The organism is Elioraea tepida (assembly GCF_019203965.1).
Taxonomy (GTDB): Bacteria; Pseudomonadota; Alphaproteobacteria; order Acetobacterales; family Acetobacteraceae; genus Elioraea_A; species Elioraea_A tepida.
The window spans coordinates 2755864-2779716 of record NZ_CP076448.1 but is presented as its reverse complement, the minus strand read 5'-3'; the positions used below and the strand labels follow the sequence as shown (position 1 = coordinate 2779716).

At 69.9% G+C, this 23853-nt stretch carries 24 protein-coding genes; 14 read left to right on the top strand and 10 right to left on the bottom strand.

Translation table 11 applies throughout. The annotated features are described in order from the left end of the window. Position 1 precedes the first annotated feature (1 nt). Entirely contained in the window at positions 2-445 is a 444-nt protein-coding gene (locus KO353_RS13335) for a nuclear transport factor 2 family protein (RefSeq protein ID WP_218285240.1), read from the top strand. A 202-nt stretch (positions 446-647) separates the two neighbouring features. Here the strand turns inward: KO353_RS13335 and mmsB are convergent, their stop codons facing one another. Then, a complete protein-coding gene (gene mmsB, locus KO353_RS13330) occupies positions 648-1535 on the bottom strand; it encodes a 3-hydroxyisobutyrate dehydrogenase (RefSeq protein ID WP_218285238.1) in 888 nt (295 codons plus the stop codon). A 207-nt stretch (positions 1536-1742) separates the two neighbouring features. On the opposite strand from mmsB, the gene KO353_RS13325 reads away from it, so the two are divergent. From KO353_RS13325 to KO353_RS13285, 9 genes are all read left to right on the top strand, one after another. After that, complete coding sequence (locus tag KO353_RS13325; RefSeq protein WP_218285237.1) at positions 1743-2567, top strand: FAD binding domain-containing protein; 825 nt, start codon at positions 1743-1745, stop codon at positions 2565-2567. Continuing rightward, positions 2564-5320 carry a molybdopterin-dependent oxidoreductase gene (locus KO353_RS13320; protein ID WP_218285236.1) on the top strand — a complete coding sequence of 919 codons (2757 nt, stop codon included), beginning with the start codon at positions 2564-2566 and terminating at the stop codon, positions 5318-5320. The genes KO353_RS13325 and KO353_RS13320 overlap by 4 nt, the downstream gene beginning before the upstream one ends. Then, positions 5317-6819 (top strand): 6-hydroxynicotinate reductase, encoded by a 1503-nt coding sequence (locus tag KO353_RS13315; protein ID WP_218285234.1) that lies wholly within the window; start codon positions 5317-5319, stop codon positions 6817-6819. Before KO353_RS13320 ends, KO353_RS13315 begins: the two co-directional genes overlap by 4 nt. After that, positions 6816-7676: a UPF0280 family protein gene (locus tag KO353_RS13310; RefSeq protein ID WP_218285233.1), complete on the top strand. Its 861-nt coding sequence runs from the start codon at positions 6816-6818 to the stop codon at positions 7674-7676. The genes KO353_RS13315 and KO353_RS13310 overlap by 4 nt, the downstream gene beginning before the upstream one ends. Before the next feature lie 13 nt (positions 7677-7689). Then, a complete protein-coding gene (locus KO353_RS13305; RefSeq protein ID WP_218285231.1) occupies positions 7690-8277 on the top strand; it encodes an amino acid synthesis family protein in 588 nt (195 codons plus the stop codon). A gap of 40 nt (positions 8278-8317) precedes the next feature. Continuing rightward, on the top strand, positions 8318-9529 hold the full coding sequence (locus KO353_RS13300) for an ABC transporter substrate-binding protein (protein WP_218285230.1): 1212 nt from the start codon (positions 8318-8320) through the stop codon (positions 9527-9529). 66 nt (positions 9530-9595) lie between these two features. Continuing rightward, positions 9596-11461, top strand: a complete 1866-nt coding sequence (locus tag KO353_RS13295) for an ABC transporter permease (protein WP_218285228.1) — start codon at positions 9596-9598, stop codon at positions 11459-11461. Further along, on the top strand, positions 11458-12222 hold the full coding sequence (locus KO353_RS13290; protein ID WP_218285227.1) for an ABC transporter ATP-binding protein: 765 nt from the start codon (positions 11458-11460) through the stop codon (positions 12220-12222). Before KO353_RS13295 ends, KO353_RS13290 begins: the two co-directional genes overlap by 4 nt. 3 nt (positions 12223-12225) lie before the next feature. Beyond that, positions 12226-12930, top strand: a complete 705-nt coding sequence (locus KO353_RS13285; RefSeq protein ID WP_218285225.1) for an ABC transporter ATP-binding protein — start codon at positions 12226-12228, stop codon at positions 12928-12930. Here KO353_RS13285 and KO353_RS13280 read toward each other — a convergent pair. From KO353_RS13280 to KO353_RS13260, 5 genes are read right to left on the bottom strand one after another with little or no spacing between them, the layout of a single operon-like run. Continuing rightward, the gene (locus KO353_RS13280; protein ID WP_218285224.1) at positions 12927-13604 is read right to left on the bottom strand and encodes a GNAT family N-acetyltransferase; all 678 of its coding nucleotides are present in this window, start codon (positions 13602-13604) and stop codon (positions 12927-12929) included. The genes KO353_RS13285 and KO353_RS13280 overlap by 4 nt on opposite strands. A gap of 8 nt (positions 13605-13612) precedes the next feature. Beyond that, positions 13613-13855 carry a hypothetical protein gene (locus tag KO353_RS13275; RefSeq protein ID WP_218285223.1) on the bottom strand — a complete coding sequence of 81 codons (243 nt, stop codon included), beginning with the start codon at positions 13853-13855 and terminating at the stop codon, positions 13613-13615. Next, positions 13852-15045, bottom strand: coding sequence for an amidohydrolase family protein (locus KO353_RS13270; protein ID WP_218285221.1), 1194 nt, complete (start codon positions 15043-15045; stop codon positions 13852-13854). The genes KO353_RS13275 and KO353_RS13270 overlap by 4 nt, the downstream gene beginning before the upstream one ends. Before the next feature lie 37 nt (positions 15046-15082). Beyond that, the gene (locus KO353_RS13265) at positions 15083-15904 is read right to left on the bottom strand and encodes a ferredoxin--NADP reductase (protein WP_218285220.1); all 822 of its coding nucleotides are present in this window, start codon (positions 15902-15904) and stop codon (positions 15083-15085) included. Further along, a complete protein-coding gene (locus KO353_RS13260; protein ID WP_218285219.1) occupies positions 15901-16407 on the bottom strand; it encodes a MarR family winged helix-turn-helix transcriptional regulator in 507 nt (168 codons plus the stop codon). Before KO353_RS13260 ends, KO353_RS13265 begins: the two co-directional genes overlap by 4 nt. 224 nt (positions 16408-16631) lie before the next feature. Here KO353_RS13260 and KO353_RS13255 point away from each other — a divergent pair, with 224 nt between their 5' ends. The 4 genes from KO353_RS13255 (at position 16632) to KO353_RS13240 (ending at position 20649) form a co-directional block, all read left to right on the top strand. Further along, a complete protein-coding gene (locus tag KO353_RS13255) occupies positions 16632-17792 on the top strand; it encodes a TRAP transporter substrate-binding protein (protein WP_218285217.1) in 1161 nt (386 codons plus the stop codon). A gap of 84 nt (positions 17793-17876) precedes the next feature. After that, on the top strand, positions 17877-18491 hold the full coding sequence (locus tag KO353_RS13250) for a TRAP transporter small permease subunit (protein WP_218285216.1): 615 nt from the start codon (positions 17877-17879) through the stop codon (positions 18489-18491). Beyond that, on the top strand, positions 18488-19903 hold the full coding sequence (locus KO353_RS13245; protein WP_218285215.1) for a TRAP transporter large permease: 1416 nt from the start codon (positions 18488-18490) through the stop codon (positions 19901-19903). Before KO353_RS13250 ends, KO353_RS13245 begins: the two co-directional genes overlap by 4 nt. Positions 19904-19908: 5 nt before the next feature. Continuing rightward, entirely contained in the window at positions 19909-20649 is a 741-nt protein-coding gene (locus KO353_RS13240; RefSeq protein ID WP_218285213.1) for a hypothetical protein, read from the top strand. 12 nt (positions 20650-20661) lie between these two features. Here the strand turns inward: KO353_RS13240 and KO353_RS13235 are convergent, their stop codons facing one another. The 4 genes from KO353_RS13235 to KO353_RS13220 form a co-directional block, all read right to left on the bottom strand. After that, a complete protein-coding gene (locus KO353_RS13235) occupies positions 20662-21060 on the bottom strand; it encodes a hypothetical protein (RefSeq protein ID WP_218285212.1) in 399 nt (132 codons plus the stop codon). Between the two features lie 34 nt (positions 21061-21094). Continuing rightward, positions 21095-21421, bottom strand: coding sequence for a hypothetical protein (locus KO353_RS13230; RefSeq protein WP_218285210.1), 327 nt, complete (start codon positions 21419-21421; stop codon positions 21095-21097). A gap of 7 nt (positions 21422-21428) precedes the next feature. Beyond that, positions 21429-21755, bottom strand: coding sequence for a YggT family protein (locus KO353_RS13225; RefSeq protein WP_218285208.1), 327 nt, complete (start codon positions 21753-21755; stop codon positions 21429-21431). 87 nt (positions 21756-21842) lie between these two features. After that, positions 21843-23852, bottom strand: a complete 2010-nt coding sequence (locus tag KO353_RS13220) for a sodium:solute symporter family protein (protein WP_218285207.1) — start codon at positions 23850-23852, stop codon at positions 21843-21845. Between the last annotated feature and the right edge of the window lies 1 nt (position 23853).

The window sequence follows — 23853 nt, the reverse complement described above, 5'->3', positions numbered from 1 at the left end:
CATGGATGCCACGCCCCACACCCTCGACCACGCGCGCCTGCTCGAGCGCGTGCAGCGCTTCGTTCTGTTGTCGATGGCGAAGGACCCGGAAGCGAGCGCCTTCCTCGCGCCGGGAGCGGAGATCGTGTTCACCGGCGGCAGGCGCTTCGCCGCACCACAAGAGATCGGGCGCTTCAACGCCACGCGCTACGCCGAGGTCGCCAAGCGCATCGAGCGCTGGGACGTCGCGCCGGACCCGGAGACGGGCGGCGTTGTCGTCTACTGCCTCGGCGTGCTGCATGGGGCTTGGCCGGACGGGCGGCGCTTCGACGGCAACCGCTTCATCGACCGGATGGTCGTCGGCCCCGACGGGCTGATCAGGCGCGTCGATGTCTGGAACGACAGCGCCGAGCGCTTGCTCGACCCTGCGCTCGATCGCTTGGGGACGGACGCGACCTCACCCTGAGAAGCGCACGCGCTCAGCCCTCCGCCCGGCCGCTCCCCGATGCGATCGCCTCGACGACCCGGGGCATCGAGCCAAGGCGTCAGCGCAGCCCGTGAGCGCGAGGAGTCGAGCGGAGCCCCGGCGGGCGCGGCGCGCGACTCGACGTGGTGCAGGTGCGCTTGCCATTCCGATCTCGAGACGGCCGTACCGCCATAGAGCGGTCTCAGCCGCCGCGGAGCATCGTGATGATCGCGGAGAAATCCATCTGCGCCCCGCCACCCTCCGCGAAGCGGCGATAGAGCGCGGCCGCGTGTGTGCCGAGCTCCGCCGCTGCACCCGCCTCCGAAGCGGCGTCGCGCGCGAGCTCGAGATCCTTCAGCATCATCGCCGCGGTGAAGCCAGGGGCGTAGCCGCGGTTCGCCGGGCTCGACGGCACGGGCCCCGGCACCGGGCAGTAGCTCGTGAGCGACCAGCACTGGCCCGAGGAGGTGGAGGCGACATCGAACAGGGCCTGGTGCGACAGGCCGAGCTTCTCCCCGAGCACGAAGGCCTCTGCCACCGCGATCATCGAGATGCCGAGGATCAGGTTGTTGCAGATCTTCGCCGCCTGGCCGGAGCCAGAGGGGCCGGCGTGGATGATCCGCCTCCCCATCGCTTCGAGGATCGGCTGCGCCCGCTCGACCGCCGCCGCCTCGCCGCCGACCATGAAGGTGAGCGTCGCCGCCTCGGCGCTGGCCACACCGCCCGAGACCGGGGCGTCAAGCATCGACGCACCGGCGGCCGCGGCAGCCTGCGCCATCTCGCGGGCGGTCGCGACATCGATCGTCGAGCAGTCGATCAGGAGGAGGCCGGGCGGTGCCGCCTCGATCAGCCCGCCCGCGCCGGCATAGACCGAGCGCACCTCCCGCCCCGTCGGCAGCATGGTGATCACGGCGTGGGCGCCGGCGATCGTCTCCCGAGGGGTCTTCGCCCCGACCGCGCCTTCCGCCACGAGCCTGCCGACACGCTCCGCCGCGAGGTCGAACACCGTGAGCGCATGCCCGGAGCGGAGCAGATTGCGCGCCATCGGCGTTCCCATGTTCCCGAGCCCGATGAAGCCGATGCGCGCCATGCCCTCCCCCTCCCGCCGCCGGCTGCCGGCGCGCAGGCTAGGCGACCCGTCGCGCCGCCGAAAGCGCCCCGGAGCGTCTCCGCCCTTGTGGCCAGCCCACGCGGCGATTGACAGAGGCGGGGGAGCCGATTGATCGTATGCACACGAACGATCTGCCGTGAGGCCGGCGCGAGGAGCGCGCGCACGGCAGGGTGCGTGGGGGAGGAGATGGGGAGCTACCTGCGCCCGACATCCTTGGCGGAGGCGCTGGCGGCGCTGTCCGCCGGGCAGCGTGTGATCCTCGCTGGCGGCACCGACTACTATCCCGCGCGGGTCGGCCGCGTGCCGGACGATGACCTGCTCGACATCACCCGGATCGACGCGCTCCGCGGCATCGCAGAGACGGAACAGGGCTGGCGGATCGGAGCCGCCGTCACCTGGTCTGACCTGCTCGCCACCCCGCTGCCGCCGCTGTTCGACGGGCTCAAGGCCGCGGCACGCGAGGTCGGCGGGGCGCAGATCCAGAACGCCGGCACGATCGTCGGCAATCTCTGCAATGCCTCGCCGGCGGCGGACGGAATCCCGAACCTGCTCGCTCTCGACGCCTCGGTCGAGCTCGCAAGCGCCGCGGGCGAGCGCAGGCTGCCCGTCGGCGCCTTCGTGCTCGGCAATCGCCGCACGGCACGGCGGATGGACGAGATGGTGACCGCGATCACCGTGCCGCGGCCGCGCCTTGCGTCCCGCTCCGCGTTCCTGAAGCTCGGTGCCCGGCGCTACCTCGTGATCAGCATCGTGATGGTCGCGGCCGTGGCGGAGTTCGCCCCGGACGGTGCGATCGCTGCGGCGCGCGTCGCGGTCGGCGCCTGCTCGGCCGCGGCGGTGCGCCTTCCCGCGCTCGAGGCAGCGCTCGTCGGGCGGCGGCCCGATCCGGCGCTCGTTCTGCCGGAGCATCTCGCCCCTCTCGCCCCGATCGACGACGTGCGGGCGACGGCCGAGTATCGGCGCGATGCCGCGCTCACCCTCGTGCGCCGCGCGGTGGAGGCGCTGGCATGAGATCGCTCGCGGAACGGATCGTCTTCACGCTGAACGGCGCACAGATCGAGGTGCACGTCCCGCCCGCCACGCGGCTGTCCGACCTGTTGCGCGACACGCTCGGGCTGCGGGGGACCAAGATCGGCTGCAATGCGGGCGACTGCGGCGCCTGCACCGTGCTGCTCGACGGCCGGCAGGTCTGCGCCTGTCTCGTTCCCGCGGGGCAGGTCGCAGGTCGGCATGTGACCACCGTCGAGGGGCTCGCGTCGGAGGGTCGCCTGTCGGCCTTGCAAGAGGTCTTCGCGCGGCACGGAGCGGCGCAGTGCGGCATCTGCACGCCGGGCATGCTGATGGCGGCGGCCGACCTTCTCGCGCGCACGCCGCAGCCTGACGAGCAGCAGGTGCTCGACTCGCTCGGCGGCGTGCTCTGCCGCTGCACGGGCTATCGCAAGATCGTCGAGGCGGTGCTCAGCGTCGGCCGCGACTCGCCCGGCTTCGTCCCCTCGCCCGGCCCCGGGCAGGCAGTGGGTGCGCGGCTGCGCCACCCCGATGCCGAGGCGATCGTCACGGGCACGCACCGTTTCGGTGCCGATGAGGTGCCCGACGGTGCGTTCCTCACCCTGCGCGCGGTGCGCAGCCCGCACCCGCACGCGCGCTTCACGATCGGCGACCTCTCGCCCCTGTTCGCGCGCTTCCCCGGCTTGGTCCGCGTGCTCACGGCGGCCGATGTGCCGGGCCAGAACCTGTTCGGTATCTACCCGACCGGCAAGGACCAGCCCGTGCTCGCCCCGGGCTATGTGCGGATGCGCGGCGAGGCGGTCGCGGCCCTCGTCGGCGATGCCGAGACGGTCGCCGCGATCCGCGACGAGGACCTGCCAATCGCCTGGGAGGTGCTGCCGCCGGTAAGCTTCTTCGATGCTCTCGCGGGCACTGCGCCTGATCTCCACCCGCACGCTCCGGGCAACGTGCTCTGCCGCGGGCGCGTCAAGGCGGGCGATGCGTCGGCGGCGCTCGCTGCAGCGTCGCACCACGCCGCCGTCACCATCGAGACCGGCTTCGTCGAGCATGCCTATATCGAGCCCGAAGCCGGCTACGCCCGCCGGGTGGGTGATCGAATCGAGATCGTCGCCTGCACCCAGACGCCGTACATGGACCGCGACGAGATCGCTCTGATCCTCGGCCTCCGGCCGGAACAGGTGCGGGTGATCCCGACCGCAACGGGCGGGGGCTTCGGCGGCAAGCTCGACCTCTCGCTCCAGCCGCTGGTCGCGGTCGCCGCGTGGCTGACCGGCCAGCCCGTCCGCTGCGTCTATACGCGGCCTGAGAGCATGGCCTCGACGACCAAGCGCCACCCCGCCCGGATCCGCGCCGAAGCCGCGTGCGACCGCGAGGGCAAGCTCGTCGCCTTCCGCTTCCACGGCGACTTTAACACGGGCGCCTATGCGAGCTGGGGCCCCACGGTGGCCAATCGCGTCCCGGTGCACGCGACCGGCCCCTACGCCGTGCCGAACGTTCTCAACACCTCGGCCGCGATCCACACCACCGACACCACGGCAGGGGCATTCCGCGGTTTCGGCGTGCCGCAGGCAGCGATCGCGCACGAGGCGCTGATGGACATGCTGGCGGAACGGTGCGGCCTCGATCCGCTCGAGTTCCGGCTGCGCAACGCGCTCCGCCCGGGCGACGTGACGCCGACCGGCCAGGTTCTTCCCCGCGCCGTGGGACTCGTCGCCTGCCTCGAGGCTCTCGCCCCGCGCTGGCGCGCGCTTCGCGCCGAGGCGGAGGCGTTCAACCGCGGCAGCTCCGGCCCCCTCCGCCACGGCGTCGGCGTCGCCTGCATGTGGTACGGGATCGGCAACACCTCGATGTCGAACCCCTCCGAGATGACGCTCGGGGTCGGGCGCGACGGCAGGTTCACCCTCTATTCCGGGGCGATGGATATCGGCCAGGGCTCGCGCGCGATCATGGCGCAGATCGCGGCCGACGCGCTCGGCGTTCCGGTCTCTGCGATCAGCATCACCGGAGCGGACACGGACCTCACGCGCGATGCGGGCAAGACCTCGGCTAGCCGGCAGACCTTCGTGTCCGGCAACGCGGCGAAGGCGGCCGCGGAGAATCTGCGCCGTAAGCTGCTCGCGCTCGCCAATGCCGGGCCGGAGGCCCGTCTCGTTCCCGTTCCCGGCGGCCTCGTGGTCGAGGACGGCGACCGTTCGGTCGCGCTCGATCTCGCCCGCCTTCCGGCGGATGAGCGCGGCGACGTTCTGGTCGGTGAGGGCCGGTTCGACCCGCCCACCACGGCGCTCGATGCCGACGGCCGCGGCATCCCGTACGCGGCCTATGCCTTTGCGGCCCAGGTGGCGATGGTCGAAGTGGACACGGAGCTCGGAACGGTGCGGCCGCTGCGGATCCTCGCCGCGCACGATGTTGGCCGCGCGGTGAACCCCACCCAGGTGGAGGGGCAGATCCATGGCGGCATCGCCCAAGGGATCGGCCTTGCCCTGATGGAGGAGTTCTTCCCCGGCCGGAACGAGAACCTGCACGACTACCTGATCCCGACGTTCGGGGACGTTCCCCCCATCGAGATCACGCTGATCGAGGAGCCGGACCCGCTCGGCCCCTTCGGCGCGAAGGGCATCGGCGAACCGGCACTGATCGCCACCGCGCCGGCGATCCTCGGCGCGATCTATCACGCCACGGGGGTTCGCCTGACGCGGGTTCCCGCCACGCCCGACCGGGTGCGCGCCGCCCTGCTCGCGGCCGGAGCCGCGCGATGACCGAAACAAGGCAATCGACCGACGCGCCGGAGGCGGAGGCACTCGCGCACGCGAAGGACCGCGAGGCCGGCATTGTCACCTGCGATGCCTGCCCCGTGCTCTGCCGGATCCGCCCGGGGAAAACAGGCGCCTGCGACCGTTACGCGAACGAGTCGGGCAAGCTGGTGCGGCTCGATCCGCTGGTGATCGCGGCGCGCGCAGGCCGCGACGGCGTGATCCCCTTCCTCGGTGCAGAGTGGGACGGCTCGGCGCTTTCGGGCGCCACCGCCTTCGTCACCGGCATCGGTGCCGGCACGACCTACCCGGACTACAAGCCCGCCCCGTTCATCGTCTCCTCCGAGATCGACGGCGTCGAAATGGTGACGGTGGTGACCGAGGGCATCTTCAGCTACTGCGGTCTGAAGGTGAAGATCGACACCGACCGCTTCATCGGCCCCGAATGCGCGCCTGTGCGCGTCCGCGGCGAGCAGGTCGGGCATGTCACCACGGCGGAATACGGCTCGCAGATGCTCTCGCTCGGCGGCGTGCGGCATCTCACGGGCGGCGGCAAGAAGGAAGGGGTTGTCACCTGCGAGACGCTGCTGACCCTCGCCAACAAGGGCGCGGTGGAGATGACGATCGACGGCGGCGCGACGCTGACGATCCAGGCCGGTCAGGCGCCGATCATCAACGGCACGCGTGAGGAGCGCATGCGCGTCGGCTGCGGCAGCGCGACGATCGGCATCTTCGCCCGCCAGTGGCTCGGCCATGCCGACGAGGTGATCGTGGTCGATGACCACATCACCGGCGTTCTCACGGAGCACCAGGCAGGCCGTTTCCTCGACATGCGTCCCTCAGGCATACGCGTGCGCGGACGCCGCTCCACGCCGGGCCGCTACTTCCAGGTGGCCAATCCCGGCACCGGCTGGGGCGGAACCGACATCACCGACCCGCTTTCGATCATCGAGCGGATCGACCCGAAGCTCGCCTGGCCCGGGCTTCGCCTGCTGATGGTCAGCACCACCGGCGAGCACGCGGCGTGGTATGTGTTGGACGAGTCGTTGCAGCCGGTGCCCGCGCCGATGCCCCCGGCCATTGCGGCCGTGGTCGAGCGGATCGGCGAGAATTGCGAGCCCGCGCTGACCTCCGTTCTGTTCATGGCCGGGGCGGGCGGGTCGCTCCGCGCGGGCGTGACCGAGAACCCGGTGCGCCTCACCCGGTCGGTGCGCGCGGCGCTGACGCGCGTCACCTCCGGCGGCGCGCCCGTCTATCTCTGGCCGGGCGGCGGAATCACCTACATGGTCGACGTGCTGGCGATGCCCGACGGCTCGTTCGGGCACGTGCCCACCCCTGCTCTCGTCGCCCCCATCGAGTTCACCCTGCCGCTTGCCGACTATGCCGCGATGGGCGGGCACCTCGATCGCGTCCGCCCCCTCGCCTCGCTGAAGGACGAGCCGCGCGTGACGGCACGGGCCTGGAACGACGCCAACCCCTGGCCGCTCGAGAGGCCGGCGGCATGAGCGCGATCGCCGCAGTCCTGCCCGGCGGGCGGCTCCACCTCCATCACGGGCCGATCGACGTGATCGTCAAGGCCTGGGGCGAGGAGGCGGAGGTGAGGGCGGCCTATGCGCAGGCGGCGCGGGCCTTCGAAGACGTTCTGCCGCGCCTCTGCGCGGAGCTGCCGCTGTTGCGCACGCCCCTGCCGGCGCCTCCTCCACAGGGGCCGGTGGCGCGGCGGATGCACGCGGCCTGCCTGCCCTTCGCGGGCCGGTTCATCACGCCGATGGCCGCCGTCGCCGGCGCGGTGGCGGATCACCTCCTCGCCGCTCTGCTCGAGGGGCGGCGCCTTGAGCGGGCGTTCGTCAACGACGGCGGCGACATCGCGCTCCACCTCGCCCCCGGACAGTCGTTCCGCTGCGGCATCGTCGCCGATCTCGCCTCGCCCGGTCTCGATGCGATCGCACGCATTCATGCCGCGGATGGTGTGGGCGGCATCGCCACCAGCGGCTGGCGCTGCCGCGGCAGGGGCGGGCGATCCTTCTCCTTCGGAATCGCCGATTCGGTCACGGTGCTCGCGCGCGACGCCGCCGCCGCCGACGTGGCCGCGACGATGATCGCGAACGCGGTTGACCTGCCGGGCCATCCGGCCGTCGTGCGCCGCCCCGCACGCGAGCTCGACCCCGACAGCGATCTCGGCGAACGGCTCATCACCTGGGATGTCGACCTGCTCGCGCCCGCAGAGATTGAGCGCGCGATCGCGGCCGGCGCAGCCTTCGCCGAGGCGTGTCGCGCCCGCGGGCTGATTTGCGCCGCCATCATTCATCTCGCGGGGCGGCGCGCCATCGTCGGCGCGCCGGCGCTCGCCCTCGCCGCCTGAAGGACCCGGAGCCATGGCAGATCCGCTGATACGCAAGCTCGTGGTGACGGTGGAGGAGACTCATCGCGAGGCCTCGGAGCGCATCCAGCCGCCGACGCGCAAGGCGGCGGCGATCGCCGTGATCGGCAACCCCTTCGCCGGCCGCTACGTCGCCGATCTCGGCGAGCTCGTCGAGGTCGGCGCGATGCTCGGGCGGCTGCTTGCCGAACGCGCGGTCGCCGCGCTCGGCATCGAGGGGCCGGCGGCGCACAGCTACGGCAAGGCAGCGATCGTCGGCGAGGACGGCGAGCTCGAGCACGCGGCGGCGATCCTGCACCCGAAGCTCGGCGCGCCGGTGCGCGCGGTGCTCGGCAAGGGGGCGGCGCTGATCCCGTCCGCGAAGAAGCGCGGCGGCATGGGCACGCCGATCGACATTCCGCTCGGCCACAAGGACGCGGCCTATGTGCGCAGCCATTTCGATGCGATAGAGGTGCGCGTGGCGGACGCGCCGCGGCGCGACGAGATTCTCGTCGCGGTGGCCGTGACCGACAGCGGGCGGCCGCTGCCGCGGATCGGCGGGCTCACCGTCGACCAGATCGAGGGCAAGGACGGGCTTCGCTAGAATGGCCCGCAGAGACTGGAGAGACAGAAGGAGGCTCGAGATGAAACTCACACGACGGGGTGTCCTCGCCACGACGGCCGCGGCGCTCGCCGCGCCAGCGCTCGTGCGCGCGCAAGGCACGCAGCCGATCAGGATCGGCGAGATCAACAGCTACACCACGCTTCCCGCCTTCACCGTTCCGTACCGGAACGGCTGGCAGCTGCGCGTTGAGCAGATCAACGCCGCGGGCGGCGTGCTCGGCCGCCCACTCGAGGTGATCTGGCGCGACGATGCGGGCAGGCCGCAGGACGCGGTGCGGCTTGCCGGCGAACTCCTCGACAACGAGCGCGTCGACCTGCTTGCCGGAACGTTCTTCTCCCATATCGGCTTGGCGGTGGCCGACTTCGCGCTGCAGCGCAAGCGCCTGTTCGTCGCTTCCGAACCGTTGACCGACGCGCTCGTGTGGGAGAAGGGGAACCGCTACACCTTCCGGCTCCGTCCCTCGACCTACATGCAAGCGGCGATGCTGGTGGAGGAGGCGGCGAAGCTCCCCGCGAAGCGCTGGGTGACGGTCGCGCCCAACTATGAATACGGGCAGTCGGCCGTGAAGTGGTTCAAGCAGCTGTTGCAAGCGAAGCGGCCTGATGTCGAGTTCGTCGCCGAGCAGTGGCCGGCGCTCGGGCGGATCGATGCGGGCGCGACCGTGCAGGCGCTCGCCCAGGCGCGCCCCGATGCGATCTTCAACGTCACCTTCGGGCCGGACCTGACAAATTTCGTCCGCCAGGGCAACACGCGTGGACTGTTCGAGCGTCGCGCTGTCGTCAGCCTGCTCACCGGCGAGCCGGAGTATCTCGACCCGCTCGCGGACGAGACGCCGCAGGGCTGGATCGTCACCGGCTACCCCTGGGACCAGGTCAACACCCCCGAGCACGTGGCCTTCCGCGACGCCTACCGCGCGCGCTTCAACGACTATCCGCGGCTCGGCACCGTGGTCGGCTACGACACGATCACCGCGATCGCCGAGGCGCTGAAGAAGGCCGGCACGACCGACAACGAGCGCCTCGTCGAGGCGCTGCGCGGCCTCAATTTCCAGTCGCCCTTCGGGCGGGTGACGTTTCGCGCGCTCGACCACCAGTCGACGCTCGGCGCCTTTGTCGGCAAGACGGGCTTGCGCAACAATCGCGGCACGATGGTCGATTGGCGCTATGCCGACGGGAAGGACTATCTGCCCCCCGACGACGAGGTGCGCCGGATGCGGCCACAACAGGCCTGAACCGGACCGTCCGGGCGGCCCGCGCGGAGGCGCCGCGCGGGCCGTTTCCTTGCGGAGAGAGAACGCTTGGATTTCATCCTGATCCAGTCGCTCACCGGGCTCTCGAACGCCTCGGCGCTGTTCCTGATCGCGTCCGGGCTCACGGTGATCTTCGGTGTTACCCGCATCGTGAACTTCGCCCATGGCAGCTTCTACATGCTCGGGGCCTATCTCGCCTGGACGATCGTGCGCGGGCTGTGGGACTGGGGCGGGCGCGAGCCCTGGCTGTTCGTGCTCGGCGTGCTGGCGGCCGCCGTCGCCGTCGGGTTGATCGGGCTTCTGATCGAGATCGTGCTGTTGCGGCGCATCTATCGCGCCCCGGAACTGTTCCAGCTTCTCGCCACCTTCGGCGTGGTTCTGGTGATCCAGGATGCGACGCTCGGTCTCTGGGGGCCGGAAGACCTGCCGCTTCCGCGCCCGCCTTGGCTTCGCGCCTTCGTCGACATCGCCGGCGAGCGCTTCCCGCGCTATGACCTCGTGCTCGTCTTCGTCGGGCCGGTCGTGCTCGGCCTCCTGTGGCTTCTCTTCCATCGCACGCGGTTCGGCGTGCTCGTGCGCGCCGCCACACAGGACCGGGAGATGGTCGCCGCCCTCGGCGTCGACCAGCGCAAACTGTTCTCGGGCGTGTTCTTCCTCGGCTCCGCTCTCGCGGGCCTCGGCGGCGCCCTGATCCTGCCCTCGCAGTCGGCCAACCTGCAGATGGACCTCTCGATCATCGCCGAGGCCTTCGTCGTGGTCGTGGTCGGCGGCATGGGCTCCGTGCCGGGCGCCTTCCTCGCCTCGCTGCTGATCGCCGAGGTTCAGGCCTTCGGCATCGTTCTGGTGCCGAAGATCACGCTCGTGCTCGTCTTCCTCGTCATGGCCGCGGTGCTGATGGTTCGCCCCTACGGTCTGCTCGGCAAGCCGCAGGCGCATGCCCGCCCCTCCGCCGGAATGGTCGAGCCGGTGCTCCGCCCCGCACCAAATCTCCTTGGCTGGGCGGGCCTAGCCGCACTTGTCGTCGCGGCCTCTGCGCCATTCTGGGCCGGCGCCTATGCGCTCACCGTGCTCGTCGAGCTTGCGGTGTTCGTTCTCTTCGCCGCGAGCCTGCATCTGATGATGGGGCCGGGCGGCGTGGTAAGCTTCGGGCACGCGGCCTATTTCGGCCTCGGCGCCTACGGTGCCGCGCTCGGCTTGCGCTATCTCGCCATGCCGATGGAGGGCGGGCTCGTGCTCGCCCCACTCTTCGCCGGACTCTTCGGCCTTCTGTTTGGCGTGTTCGTGGTTCGACTATCGGGCGTCTATCTCGCGATGCTGACGCTCGCCTTCGCGCAGATCGTCTGGGCGGCGACCTTCCAGTGGGTCGAGTTCACGGGGGGCGACAACGGCATACTCGGCGTCTGGCCCTCGCCTTGGGCAGCCGACAAGGCGGCCTATCTCTGGCTCGCGCTCGCGCTCTGCATCGGCGGCACACTTCTGTTGCGGCGGCTCATCTTCTCGCCCTTCGGCTACGGGCTGCGGGCGGCGCGCGACTCGGAGCTTCGCGCGGAGGCGATCGGGCTTCACATCGCGCGTCTGCGGCTCGTCGCCTTCACCATCGCCGCCGCGGCGGCCGGGCTCGCAGGCGGTGTCTATGCCTACGCCAAGGGCTCCGTGTTCCCGACCTACATCTCGATTCCGAAATCGGTCGACGCTCTTCTGATGGTCCTGCTCGGCGGCGTGCAGACGGTGACGGGCCCGATCGTCGGCGCGATCGCTTATCACGGCCTGTTCGTCGGCATCCTGCAGGCGACGGCCTATTGGCGCGCCGCGCTCGGGCTCGTAATCGTGCTGCTCGTGCTCGCCTTCCCGCAGGGGATCGCGGGCTTCGCGCGGGCGCGGTGGGAGCGCGCACGGGGGATCGAGGCAGCATGACGGCGCCTGTCCTCGAAGCCGTCGCGCTCGAAAAACGGTTCGGCGGCGTTCATGCGGTGGCCGGCGTCTCCTTCTCGGTCGCCGCCGGGGAAATGCTCGCGCTGATCGGCCCGAACGGCGCAGGGAAAAGCACCTGCTTCAACTTGGTGAACGGCCAGCTGCGGGCGGATGGCGGCGAGGTGAGGCTCATGGGCCGCAGCCTCGCGGGCCTTCGCCCGCGCGCGATCTGGCGCCTCGGCGTGGGGCGCACCTTCCAGATCACCGCCACCTTCGCCTCGATGACGGTTCGCGAGAACGTGCAGATGGCGCTGATCAGCCATCATCGGCGAGTCTGGTCGTTCCTGTCGCGTGCCGCGGCCGAGTTCCGCGCGGAGGCCGAGTCGCTTCTCGAGCAAGTCGGCATGCTCGAGCAGGCGGAGCGGCCCTGCGGCGTGCTCGCCTATGGCGACCTCAAACGGCTCGAGCTCGCGATCGCGCTCGCCAACGACCCCAAGCTTCTCTTGATGGACGAGCCGACCGCCGGCATGGCGCCGGGCGAGCGCAGCGCGCTGATGGACCTCACGCGCAGCATCGTGCGGGCAAGACGCCTCGCCTGCCTCTTCACCGAGCACGACATGGACGTGGTGTTCGGCCATGCCGACCGGATCATCGTGATGAACCGCGGGCACCTGATCGCAGAAGGGACGGCGGAGCAGATCCGCGCCGATCCGGCCGTGCGCGAGGTTTATCTCGGCTCGGGCGCGGCGAGCGGGGGGCACTGAGCGATGCTCACGGTCAAGCATCTCAACGCCTTCTACGGCCGGGCGCATATCCTGCGTGACATCTCGCTCGAGGCGCGGGCGGGCGAGGTGCTCGTGTTGCTCGGCCGAAACGGTGCCGGCAAGAGCACCACCATGAAGTCGATCATCGGACTCGTCCGGCCCGCGCCGGGGAGTTCGGTCGTGTTCGACGGCATCGAGCTGGCGGGCCGCCCGCCGCACGAGATCGCGCGCGCCGGTCTCGGCTACGTGCCGGAGGAGCGGCGGATCTTCACCGACCTCACGGTGATGGAGAATCTCGAGGTCGGCCGCCAGAAGCCGCGCGACGGCCTCGCTCCCTGGACGCCCGAGCGGCTGTTCGAGATCTTCCCCAATCTCGGCCGGATGCAGGACAGGCCGGGCGGGCGGATGAGCGGCGGCGAGCAGCAGATGCTCACGATCGCGCGCACGCTGATGGGAAACCCACGCCTTGTGCTTCTCGATGAGCCCTCCGAGGGCCTCGCGCCGGTGATCGTCGAGCAGATGGCGGAGGCGATCCGACGCCTGAAGGCGGAAGGTCTCACCGTGGTTCTCTCTGAGCAGAACCTCCACTTCGCGGCCCGCGTGGCCGATCGCGCGGTGATCATCGAGAAGGGCGTGGTGCGCTGGCAGGGAACGCTTGCAGCGCTCGAAGAGGCCGCGGAGGTGAGGGCGCAGTATCTCTCGGTCTAGACGCGGAATGACGCGAGCGGCCGTCTTGCGATGCCGTTCGCGTCGAAGTTCGAGTCGTCGAGCCAGGCGAGCATGGCGTCGCGCCGCGCCGGCCACTCACTGTCGACGATGGAATACCACGCCGTGTCGCGCGACCGCCCTTTCACGATCCGGTGGTTGCGATGCGTGCCCTCATACACGAAACCGAGGCGTTCGGCCGCACGCCGGCTCGGGGCGTTGAGGGCGTCGCATTTCCAGACGAGCCGCCGGTAGCCGAGATCGTCCATCGCGTGGCGGAAAAGGAGCACCATCGCCTCCGTGGCGGCGCGAGTGCGCGCGAGGCAGGGCGGGAACCAGATGTGCCCGACCTCGATCGCGCCGTCGAAGGGGCAGATCTCCATGAAAGCGAGCCAGCCCTCGACGAGCCCTGAGCGATGCGGCCGGACCGCAAAGAACATCGGGTCGTGCTGGGCGGCGAGCGTGCCCACCTGCCGGCGCATCGACGCCTCGTCGGCGAAGGGGCCGTAGCCGAGATAGGTCCAGCTCGCGTCCGCGCCTTGGGCCGCGCGCCAGAGATCGGCGGCGTGGCGGAGGTGAAGCGGCTCGAGATCAACCGACCGGCCCCGGTGCGCGATCCGGGCCGGAAGCGGCCGCGGCGTAGCGTCGACCTCCGGACCGAGGGGAGGATGCTCCATCGGCCCACTCATGCGGCACCACGCCCGAGCAAGGCTGCGAGACGCGCGGTCCGCTCGCGCGCCGCCTCCGCCGCTCGCTCGGCATCGGCGAGCACCTCCGCCCAGGCGGCCTCCCCGCCCGGGACGGGTTCGCCCCCGATTGCGCGCATCACGGCGCGCTCGACCAGCGCGATCCGAGCGCGAAGCGTTTCGGCCTCGTCGCGCGAAAGCCGCCAGAGTAGCGAGAGTGTCTGCGGCCCCGCGCCGCTCACACGACGACCTCCGGCACGCGTTCCGCCGGCGGGGTGTTGCGGCTGCGGCCGATTCTCTGCACGCCCTCGATCACCACCATGCCGATGCCGGCGAGATCGCCCTTGGCGAGCGCATCGAGCACGTTGCGCCCGTCCGATCCTTGTGGCCGGTCCATCAGCACGAAATCGGCGCTCATCCCGGGCGCGATCGTCCCCGTGTCGAGCCGCCGCACCCGCGCCACATTGCCCGACGCCCAGGCCCAGACGCGCTCGGGCGCGACCTCGCCGAGGGAGGAGAGGAGGCTCACCATGCGCAGCATGCCGAGCGGCTGCACGCCCGAGCCCGCGGGGGCGTCGGTGCCGATGGTGAGCTGCGACTCCTTGCCGAGCTCGAGCATGGTGCGCATCGCGAACAGGCCGGTGCGCAGGTTGCCGTTGTGGATGATCTCGACAGCGCGGGTGGTCGCTTCGCAGATCCGCGTGATCTGGGCCGTGTCGAGGCTGGTCGGGCCGCCATTGATGTGGCTTGCGACATCGCTGTCGGCGGCGAGCACCACATCCGCGCCGATATAGCTCGAGCCGGGCACGGACGGGCCGCCGACATGCGTCACCGTCGTCATCCCGTGCGCCCGCGCCCAGCCGACCATCTCGCGCGCCTCCTCCGCGCCGGTGACCGTTCCGAGGCCGATCTCGCCCATCAGAACCACGCCCGCGCGCGCCATCTCGGCGAAATCGGCCTCCGTCAGCCCGCGTTCGGGGATCACCGCTCCGGCGATCACGCGCATTCCCAAGGGGCGGAAATTCTCAAACGCGCGTCGGGCGACGATCGCGAGCGCCTTCGTTCCGGCCGGGTCGCGCGGCCGCCCCGGCAAGTGCACCTCGCCCGCGGAGATCATCGTCGTCACGCCACCGTGCACGCAGCCCTCGATCCAACCGAGCTGGTTCTGCCGCGGGGTCCAGTCGCCGAAGACGGTGTGGACGTGGTTGTCGATCAGCCCCGGCGCGAGGGCGCAGCCCTTGGCGTCGATGACCACGCGCGCGCCTTCCGTATCGACATCTCCCTCCCGGCCGACGGCCGTGATCCGCCCTCCCTCGGCGACGAGGGTGTCGGCCTCGAGCAGCGGCGCGTCGAAACGCCCCGAAAGCATCAGCCCGACATTGCGGACCACAAGTTTCCCGACCTGCTTCTCGTGCGCGGCGGCGAGAGCCATCCTTTCCCCCCTCGTTTCCGTGCCGGTTCCAAGCGGCCTATTTCTCGACGAAGGCCTTCTCGATCACGTAGGTGCCCGGGCGGCCAGAGGACCCCTCCTCGAAGCCCGCGGCCTCTGCGATCCGGCGGCAGTCTGCCAGCATCTCCGGCCCGCCGCAGATCATGATCCGGTCCGACGCCGGATCGAACCCGCCGCGGCCGAGGTCGTCGAAGAGCGTTCCGGAGGCGATCAGGTCGGTGATCCTCCCCTCGCGCCAGGGCCCGGGGCCGTCGCGCGTCACCGTCGGGTAGTAGGTGAGCTGCGCCGACGCCAGCTCGCCGAGCAGCTCGTGGCGCGGCAGCTCGGTGGTGATCCAGTCGCGATAGGCGAGTTCCGCGCCGTGCCGACAGGTGTGAGTGAGCACGATCCGCTCGAAGCGCTCATAGGTCGCCGGGTCCTTGATGATCGACATGAACGGGGCGATGCCGGTGCCGGTCGCGAGCAGGAACAGGGTCCGGCCCGGCAGGAGATAGTCGATCACGAGCGTGCCGGTGGGCTTGCGGCCGACAAAGAGCGGGTCGCCCTGGCGGATGTGCATCAGCCGCGACGTGAGCGGCCCGTTCGGCACCTTGATCGAGAGGAACTCGAGCGTCTCCTCGTAATTGGCGGAGACCATCGAATAGGCACGCAGGAGCGGCTTGCCGTCGACCGGTATGCCGATCATCGTGAACTGACCGTTCTCGAACCGGAAAGCCGGGTCGCGCGTCGCGGTCAGCGTGAACAGCGTCTCGGTCCAGTGGTGCACCGACAGGACCGTCTCGACGAACAGGGTGCCGGTCGGCGCGGGGCGCTCGGCGACGGGAAAGACGTCGGGGCTCATGGGAAGGCCATCCGTTCCAGGAGGGTGAGGAAGATGCGCCGCTCTTCGGCGGAGAGAGGCTCGAGCGTCGCCTCGCTGATCGCGACGGCTGTCGGCAGCACGGCGGAGACAGTGGCGCGCCCCGCTTCGGTGACGGAGAGGCGGATCACGCGCCGGTCCGTGGCGTCGGCGTGCCGGGCGACGAGGCCGCGCGCGACGAGGCGGCGGACCACGCCTTGAGTGGTGGCGGGGTCCATCGCGACGAGGCGGCCGAGCGCATTCTGCGTCGCCTCCCCGAGCTTCGCGAGGGTGACGAGCGCGGCCCACTGCGTCGGCGTGAGCGCCGCCTCAGCCCCGTGTGCGTCGGCGAGCATCGCCTGGAACAGCGCCGCGTGCCGCTGGTGGGCGCGGCGCAACAGGTGCCCGACCTGGCGCTCGAGCACGTAGCCGGCCGGCGCGGTCGCCCGCGCCTCGATCGCCTGCTCTTGCCGTGGCTCCGGGCGTGCTCCGGCGCTTGCGCCCATCATTCCTCCGTGATCATTCGCACACGAATGATCGGCAAGCCGCGCCCGGAACGCAAGCCCTGCGTGCTCGCGGCTGGTGGTCCGCCAGCGCGTTCAGCAGGGCGAGAGGGAGCGGCGACAGCCTTGTGAAAGGCAGGCCAGTGTGGTTAGACCCGATCCAAACCGGGCAACGACGTTCACGCGAGACCATCCATGCCGCCCGGAAACAGAGGAGGAGAACGATCATGAGCAAGGAGACGACGAACGGCCGCAAGCCGGCGGCGGGGCGGCGCCGCTTCCTGGCGGCCGCGGCACTCGGCGGCGGGGCCGTCGCCGCCGGGACCCTCGCCGCGCCGCAGGTGAGCCGCGCGCAGACGATGACATGGCGGTTCCAGAGCACTTGGCCCCAGCGCGACATCTTCCATGAATTCGCCGCCGACTTCGTGAGCCGCGTCAACACGCTTGGAGGCGGCCGGCTCAGGCTCGAACTCCTGCCCGCCGGTGCCGTCGTCGGCGCCTTCCAGCTGCTCGATGCCGTCTCGGCCGGTACGCTCGACGGCGGCCACGGCGTCTCGGCTTACTGGTTCGGCAAGAACAAGGCGTTCAGCCTGTTCGGCACTGCCCCGCCGTGGTTCGGCGACGCGAACCAGTACCTCGGCTGGTTCTACTACGGGGGCGGCGAGGCGCTCTACAACGAGCTCATCAACGACATCCTCAAGGTGAATGTCGTCGGCTTTCAGACCGGGCCAATGCCGACCCAGCCGCTCGGCTGGTTCAAGAACCCGATTGAGCGCGTGGAGCAGCTCCGCGGCCTCAAATACCGCACCGTCGGCCTCGCGACCGACCTCTTCAACGAGCTCGGCGCCGCGGTGGTGGCGCTCCCGGGCGGCGAGATCGTGCCGGCGCTCGAGCGCGGCGTGATCGACGGCGCCGAGTTCAACAACCCCTCGTCCGACCGGGCGCTCGGCTTCCCGGACGTGGCGAAGGTCTACATGCTGCAGAGCTTCCACCAGCGTACCGAAACCTTCGAGGTTCTGTTCAACAAGACCAAGTTCGATGCGCTGCCGGCCGAACTGAAGGGCGTTCTCCGTCATTCGGCCGAGGCGGCCTCCGCGGACATGAGCTGGAAGCAGCAGGACCGCTACTCGCGCGACCTGCTCGAGATGACGCAGAACCAAGGGGTGCGCGCGATCACCACGCCGCGGCCGATCCTCGAGGCGCAGCTTCGCGCCTGGGATGCGGTGGTCGCAAGGCTCGAGGGAGACACCTCGTCGCCCGCCGCGGGACCGTTCTTCAAGAAGGTGTGCGACAGCCAGCGTGCCTGGTGCCGCCGGGTGCAGACCTTCTACCTGCGCTACGAGGCGCCGTCGGTGCTCTCCTTCAACCACTTCTTCGCCCGCGGCTGAGCGCGCCGCGATCGGGACGGGCGCCCGCTCCGGGAGACCGGGGCGGGCGTTTCGATGTCAGGAGAAGCGCGGGGGGGAGCGGCCATGCAGCGCCTGCTGATCGGCATCGACCGCGTGAGCGCCTGGGCCGGCAAGACCGCCGGCTGGGCGATCGTCGCGCTCACCGCCGTTATCTGCTACGAGGTGTTCGCCCGGTACATGTTCCGGGCGCCGACCTCCTGGGCCTACGACACGAGCTACATGCTCTATGGCCTTCTGTTCATGGTCGCCGGCGCCTACACGCTCTCGCGCGGCGGCCATGTCCGGGCGGACTTCCTCTATCGCAGCCTCTCCCCGCGCGGCCAGGCCATGATCGACCTGCCGCTCTACCTCCTCTTCTTCATCCCGGGCACCGCGGCGCTGATCTGGTTCGGCTGGGACTTCTTCTACATCTCCTTCCTGCAGAACGAGCACTCCTCGGTGACCCCTGACGGGCCGCTGATTTGGCCATTCAAGTTCCTGATCCCGCTCTCCGGGGCGCTGATGCTGCTTCAGGGCCTTGCCGAGATCGTCCGCTGCGTGATCGCGCTGCGCACCGGGCACTGGCCCGATAAGCTCGCCGACGTCGAGGAGATGGAGACGCAGGTGCTCGCGCTTGCCGCGGCGCAGAAGGCGGCGGCCGCTGCCGCTGACCATGCCGCGCGGGAGGCCGCCCGATGAGCGACCCGATCCTCGGCATGGTGATGCTGGGAAGCTTCATCCTGATCGTCCTCCTCGGCTTCCCGGTCGCCTTCACCCTGATGGCGATGGGGGTCGGCTTCGGCTACCTGAGCCTCGAGGCGCGGGTGTTCGACCTGCTCGTGCAGCGCACCTACGCGGTGATGGCCAATGACGTGCTGATCTCGGTGCCGCTGTTCGTCTTTATGGGCTACGTGATCGAGCGCGCCAACATCCTCGACCGGCTGTTCCACGCGCTGCAGCTCGCCTCGCGCAACCTTCCCGGGGCGCTCGCGGTCGCAACCCTGCTCACCTGCGCCCTGTTCGCCACCGCCACCGGCATCGTCGGCGCCGTGGTGACGCTGATGGGCCTGCTCGCCTATCCGGCCATGCTTCGCGCAGGCTATGACGCGCGCCTTGCCTCCGGCATCACCTGCGCCGGCGGATGCCTCGGGATCCTCATCCCGCCCTCGATCATGTTCATCCTCTACGGCGCGACCGCGGGCGTTTCGGTGGTGAAGCTCTATGCCGCCGCCTTCATTCCCGGCTTCCTGCTCGCCGGGCTCTACATGGTCTACACGATCGGGCTCGCCACACTTCGCCCCTCCATGGCGCCCAAGCTTCCCGCGCACATGGCGACCGCCTCTGGCGCCCAGGTCGTCTGGGCGTTGCTGACGAGCTTCTTCCCGCTCGCGGCGCTGATCGCCGCCGTGCTCGGCGCCATTCTCGCAGGCCTTGCGACCCCGTCCGAGGCGGCGGCGATGGGCAGCCTCGGTGCCATCCTGCTCGCGCTCGCCTACCGCGCGCTCACCTTCGCCAAGCTCAAGGAGAGCGTGTTCCTGACCGCGCGCACCACGGCGATGGTGTGCTGGCTGTTCATCGGCGCCTACGTGTTCACCTCCGTGTTCGGCTGGCTCGGAGGGCACCATGTGATCGAGACCTGGATCGTCGAGCACCTGAACCTGTCGTCGCTCGGCTTCATGATCCTCGCCCAGGTGGTGATCTTCCTGCTCGGCTGGCCGCTCGAATGGTCGGAGATCGTGCTGATCTTCGTGCCGATCTTCCTGCCCCTGCTCGACAATTTCGGGATCGACCCGATCTTCTTCGGCGTCTTGGTCGGCCTGAACCTGCAGACGAGCTTCATGACGCCGCCCGTCGCGATGGCGGCCTACTACCTCAAGGGCGTGGCGCCGCCGCAGGTGCGGATCCAGCAGATCTTCGCCGGCTGTCTCCCCTTCGTCGGCATCGTCATCCTCTCGATGACGCTGCTCTACGTCTTCCCCCACCTCGCGCTCTGGCTGCCCGACTATCTCTACGGCACCGCCGCGCTGCCGGCAGGCGAGCCGGTCGATGCGATCCCGGAAGGCGGGTTCCGCGTCGACGATCTCGTCCCCGCCCTCCCCTCGTTCGACTGACGGCGATGCCGCGGCTTTCCGCTGAGGCCGCGGGGAAGGCGGCAGAGTATCTCGCCGAGGCCATCACCTCGGGGCAGACGCTCGCGCCCTTCCCGCCAGGTCTTGCTCCTACCACGCCGGCCCAAGGAGAGCGGGTCGCGGCGCTGCTTCGGGAAAAGCTCGGCCTGCCGTCGGTGGGGGTCAGGCTGGTTCCGCCGCCGGAGAGCATCGAGGGTCCACCGGTCGCCGGCCCGGTCTTCGCCGCGCGGCTTCTCCACGCCCCCGCCGCGATACCGCCGCTCCATCTGCCACGCCTGACGGCGGCGCTGGTGGCGCAGCTCGCGCGGCCGCTGCCGGCACGGGAGAAGCCCTGGTCAGCGCGCGACGTGGCGGCGCGGATCGCCTCGGTCCATGTCGCAGTGGACATCGGCGCAAGCCGCTACACCCGAGGGCCGGTCGACCTGCCCGGTTTCATGGCCGACCTCGCCGGGCATGGGCTCGTCGTTGTCGGACGGAAAGCGCGGGCGGGCTGGGAGGAGCGGCTCCTCACACCACGCCCCGCGCGCGCGACGTCGGACGGCACGCCCGTCTGGCGCGGCACGGTCGATGTCGGCGCGGCGCTGCGTGAGGTGGCGGAGGCGGCGCGGGAAATCGGCGATCTTCCCGCAGGCGCTGTTCTGGTTACGGCCGGCCTGTCGCCTCCCCTGCCGCCCGGAGCCCTGACGCTCACCATCACCGGCCTCGGGACAGCGGAGCTGACGGGCTGACCTGTCGGAGCCTCAGGCCTGAACCGAGGCGAGCAGCTCTCGAAGCAGGCGGAGAAGCCAGAGTAGGAAAGCGCCCGACCACAGCCCGAGCGCGGCGAGGGCGGCGCGGTCTGCGTGCCAGAGATAGCGGTCGGCGAGCACCTCTCCGAGCAGCCGCTGCGTCCGCTCGCGCGGCAGGGTCAAGCTGCGCCCCACCACGCTGTAGAGCTCCGTCCGGCGCACATCCTGCTGCGGGGCGCGGAGCGATTGCACGAACAGCACGACGCAGACGCCCGTGGTCATCACCGCGCCGACACGAAGCGCGAGAACGAGATCGAACGACAGGGCGAGCATCGTCGCGCCGACGGCGAGGCCTGCGAAGCCGCAGGCGCGCCGGATCGTCTGATCGGCGACGGCGATGATCCGCTCCATGGCGCGACGCTCCGTGAAGCGCCGTAGTGTGCTCTCAGGCTCTGCCCAAGGCGAGTCCCGCGACGGTGAGCACGAGCACGGAGACGAGCCAGACCGTCATCGGCAACGCCTGTGGCTCGCGGTAGCCGCCGAAGCGCTCGACCAGCGCAGCCGGCACGCCTCCGGCAAGGAGCGTCACCGTGGCGATCACAAGCGACGCCGCGTAGGCGAGCACGGCGGGGTAGAAGCCGAACACCTCGGGCCACCAGAACGGGGCGGTGGCGAAGACGATCGCGAAGAGCAGCGTCTGGCCGAGCATGTGCGCAAGCCCGGCGAGCGCCGCGAGCCCGACCGTCAGCACGAACAGCGTCTGCGGCGCCATGGGCCGGCTACTGGGGCTGCAGTGTCGAGAGGCGCGGCGCCAACCCCATCGCGAACATCGAGAGGGAGAGCACATAGCGCAGGGCGAAGGCCCAGAAGGCAGCGACGAGCGGCAGGAAGATCGGCGCGACATAGAGCGGCGTGACGAAGCGGACGGCCACAATCCACCAGTCGGTGAGGACACAGGAGAACCGCCAGATGTAGTTGCGGCTGTCGGGAGCCACCATCGCCTGGAGCACGAACCGGCCGAGCGAGGTCCAGGCAAGCACGGCGAACCCGTAGACGACCAGCCAGAACGGCAGGAAGGAGAGGATGAAATGCGGCTGGCTCTCCATGGCCGGTCTCGAGACGTACGGCTCTGATGCGAAGGGCGGGGCGGATCGCTCTACCCCGCCCTGCCGTCCGACGGTCAGGCGGAAGCGTCAGTCGACCGCCTGCGCCTTGTCCACGAGGCGCACCCCGCCCTTTGGGATGCGGATGCTTTCCACGAACTCCTGCATCGCCTTCGACGGCGCTGCCGTGACCTGGCTCACCAGGTACATGACGAGGAAGGAGATCGGCACGCCGAAGATGCCGCCGGCGATGTTGTTGATTCCCCACAGCCGCGCCGTGACGCGGTTGCGCAGGACCACCGTATCGGCCCAGAGCAGCCAGCCACTGAATGGGCCGTTGGTGATCGCATCCGGGTTCGCGAGCAGGGCCTGGATCGGCGCCTTCGCCTCGGCCGAGATCGCCGCGATCCCGACATACTGCCGATAGGCGGCTGTGATCGCGGCCTTGTCGCCGAACAGCTCGATGAAGCTGAGGCCGGCGAACTCAGTCCAGATGAGATAGCCGAAGGTGATGACATAGCCGATCGACATGGCGAGGATGGCTGCGGTGTTGGTCGTGTTCTTGTACCAGACGCCCATCACGAGGGCCGCGAACAGCCCCGCCGCCGCGATCGAGAAGGCCCAGGCGACGAGGAACAGGATGTCGGCGCCGAGATGTCCTGCGGTGTAGGCGGCCACGACCGCGACGATGATCAGGAGCGTCCGCGCGACATAGAGGCGCCGCTTGGTCGGCGCCTGCGGGTCGATCATCCGGTAGTAGATGTCGTGGCTCAGAGCATTGGCGAGAGCGAGCAGAAGCCCATCCGCGGTCGACAGCGCGGCGGCGAGGCCGCCGGCGGCGACAAGACCGGCGATCACGTAGGGAAGCCCGGCGATCTCGGGGGTCGCCAGCACCACCACGTCAGGGTGGATTCGGAACTCCGACAACTGAAGGATGCCGTCACGGTTGGCGTCGTTCACCCCGATCCATGTCACGCCGTAAGGCGACATCGGCTGCCAGTTCTGCAGCCAAGCCGGCAGCTCGGCGATCGGCTTGCCGATCACGTTCTGATAGATCTCGAGCTTGGCGAAGGCAGCATAGGCGGGCGCGGTGAAGTAGAGGAGGAAGATGAAGAGCATAGACCACGCCACGCTCTGCCGCGCCTCCCGCACCGATGGCGTGGTGAAGTAGCGCATCAGGATGTGCGGCAGAGAGGCCGTGCCGACCATCAGGCAGAAGATCAGCGCGAAGAAGTTGATCGCGGCGGGCATCGAGAAGTTGCCGCGCGCGTCCATGAAGGCGCCGACGTGGTAGGGAACGACCTGACCTGCCGCACGCATCGCCTGCTCGAGCTCCTCGATCCGCTCGAGAGCGATGCCGTACATCAGCTGCGGGATCGGCACGCCGGTCAGTTTCACCGACATCAGAATCGCCGGGATCAGGTAGGCGATGATCAGCACGATGTACTGGGCGACCTGCGTCCAGGTCACCGCGCGCATGCCGCCCATCATCGAGCACACGAGGATGCCGGCGAGCCCGATGAACACTGCGAGGGCGAAACTGACGTCGAGGAAGCGCTGGGTGATGATGCCGCCCCCGACGATTTGCGCCACCACATACACGAAGGACGCGGTGATCAGCACGATCACCCCGACGAATCGCGCGACGTTGCCCCCGTACCGGGCGCCGAGGAAGTCCGGCACGGTGTACTGGCCGAACTTGCGCAGATAAGGCGCGAGCAGGATGGCAACCAGAACGTAGCCACCGGTCCAGCCGAGGATAAAGGCAAGCCCGCCATAGCCGAGCAGGTAGAGGCTGCCCGCCATGCCGATGAAACTCGCCGCCGACATCCAGTCAGACCCGGTGGCCATGCCGTTGTAGATCGCGGGCACCCGCCTTCCGGCGACGTAGTATTCGCTCACCTGCATGGTTCGGCTGAGAATGCCGATATAGGCGTAGACGCTGATCGTCAGCACGACGAACAGGTAGCCGATGATCCGGTCGGGCACGCCGAGCTGTTCGAGCACGGCAAGGACCGCCACAAACACGGCGAAGCCGCCGACATAGCCCGCGTAGATCTTGTTGAGCTGGGAGAGGAAGGCGTCCCTCTGGGCTGCCATG

What these genes read in the sequence shown, in the direction of transcription:
- KO353_RS13290 (WP_218285227.1), top strand. Translation starts at nt 11,458, where the DNA reads ATGACGGCGCCTGTCCTCGAAGCCGTCGCGCTCGAAAAACGGTTCGGC.
- KO353_RS13260 (WP_218285219.1), bottom strand. Translation starts at nt 16,407, where the DNA reads ATGGGCGCAAGCGCCGGAGCACGCCCGGAGCCACGGCAAGAGCAGGCG.
- KO353_RS13270 (WP_218285221.1), bottom strand. Translation starts at nt 15,045, where the DNA reads ATGGCTCTCGCCGCCGCGCACGAGAAGCAGGTCGGGAAACTTGTGGTC.
- KO353_RS13305 (WP_218285231.1), top strand. Translation starts at nt 7,690, where the DNA reads ATGGCAGATCCGCTGATACGCAAGCTCGTGGTGACGGTGGAGGAGACT.
- mmsB (WP_218285238.1), bottom strand. Translation starts at nt 1,535, where the DNA reads ATGGCGCGCATCGGCTTCATCGGGCTCGGGAACATGGGAACGCCGATG.
- KO353_RS13285 (WP_218285225.1), top strand. Translation starts at nt 12,226, where the DNA reads ATGCTCACGGTCAAGCATCTCAACGCCTTCTACGGCCGGGCGCATATC.
- KO353_RS13230 (WP_218285210.1), bottom strand. Translation starts at nt 21,421, where the DNA reads ATGGCGCCGCAGACGCTGTTCGTGCTGACGGTCGGGCTCGCGGCGCTC.
- KO353_RS13325 (WP_218285237.1), top strand. Translation starts at nt 1,743, where the DNA reads ATGGGGAGCTACCTGCGCCCGACATCCTTGGCGGAGGCGCTGGCGGCG.
- KO353_RS13255 (WP_218285217.1), top strand. Translation starts at nt 16,632, where the DNA reads ATGAGCAAGGAGACGACGAACGGCCGCAAGCCGGCGGCGGGGCGGCGC.
- KO353_RS13335 (WP_218285240.1), top strand. Translation starts at nt 2, where the DNA reads ATGGATGCCACGCCCCACACCCTCGACCACGCGCGCCTGCTCGAGCGC.
- KO353_RS13300 (WP_218285230.1), top strand. Translation starts at nt 8,318, where the DNA reads ATGAAACTCACACGACGGGGTGTCCTCGCCACGACGGCCGCGGCGCTC.
- KO353_RS13220 (WP_218285207.1), bottom strand. Translation starts at nt 23,852, where the DNA reads ATGGCAGCCCAGAGGGACGCCTTCCTCTCCCAGCTCAACAAGATCTAC.
- KO353_RS13240 (WP_218285213.1), top strand. Translation starts at nt 19,909, where the DNA reads ATGCCGCGGCTTTCCGCTGAGGCCGCGGGGAAGGCGGCAGAGTATCTC.
- KO353_RS13250 (WP_218285216.1), top strand. Translation starts at nt 17,877, where the DNA reads ATGCAGCGCCTGCTGATCGGCATCGACCGCGTGAGCGCCTGGGCCGGC.
- KO353_RS13280 (WP_218285224.1), bottom strand. Translation starts at nt 13,604, where the DNA reads ATGGAGCATCCTCCCCTCGGTCCGGAGGTCGACGCTACGCCGCGGCCG.
- KO353_RS13320 (WP_218285236.1), top strand. Translation starts at nt 2,564, where the DNA reads ATGAGATCGCTCGCGGAACGGATCGTCTTCACGCTGAACGGCGCACAG.
- KO353_RS13310 (WP_218285233.1), top strand. Translation starts at nt 6,816, where the DNA reads ATGAGCGCGATCGCCGCAGTCCTGCCCGGCGGGCGGCTCCACCTCCAT.
- KO353_RS13225 (WP_218285208.1), bottom strand. Translation starts at nt 21,755, where the DNA reads ATGGAGAGCCAGCCGCATTTCATCCTCTCCTTCCTGCCGTTCTGGCTG.
- KO353_RS13265 (WP_218285220.1), bottom strand. Translation starts at nt 15,904, where the DNA reads ATGAGCCCCGACGTCTTTCCCGTCGCCGAGCGCCCCGCGCCGACCGGC.
- KO353_RS13245 (WP_218285215.1), top strand. Translation starts at nt 18,488, where the DNA reads ATGAGCGACCCGATCCTCGGCATGGTGATGCTGGGAAGCTTCATCCTG.
- KO353_RS13315 (WP_218285234.1), top strand. Translation starts at nt 5,317, where the DNA reads ATGACCGAAACAAGGCAATCGACCGACGCGCCGGAGGCGGAGGCACTC.
- KO353_RS13235 (WP_218285212.1), bottom strand. Translation starts at nt 21,060, where the DNA reads ATGGAGCGGATCATCGCCGTCGCCGATCAGACGATCCGGCGCGCCTGC.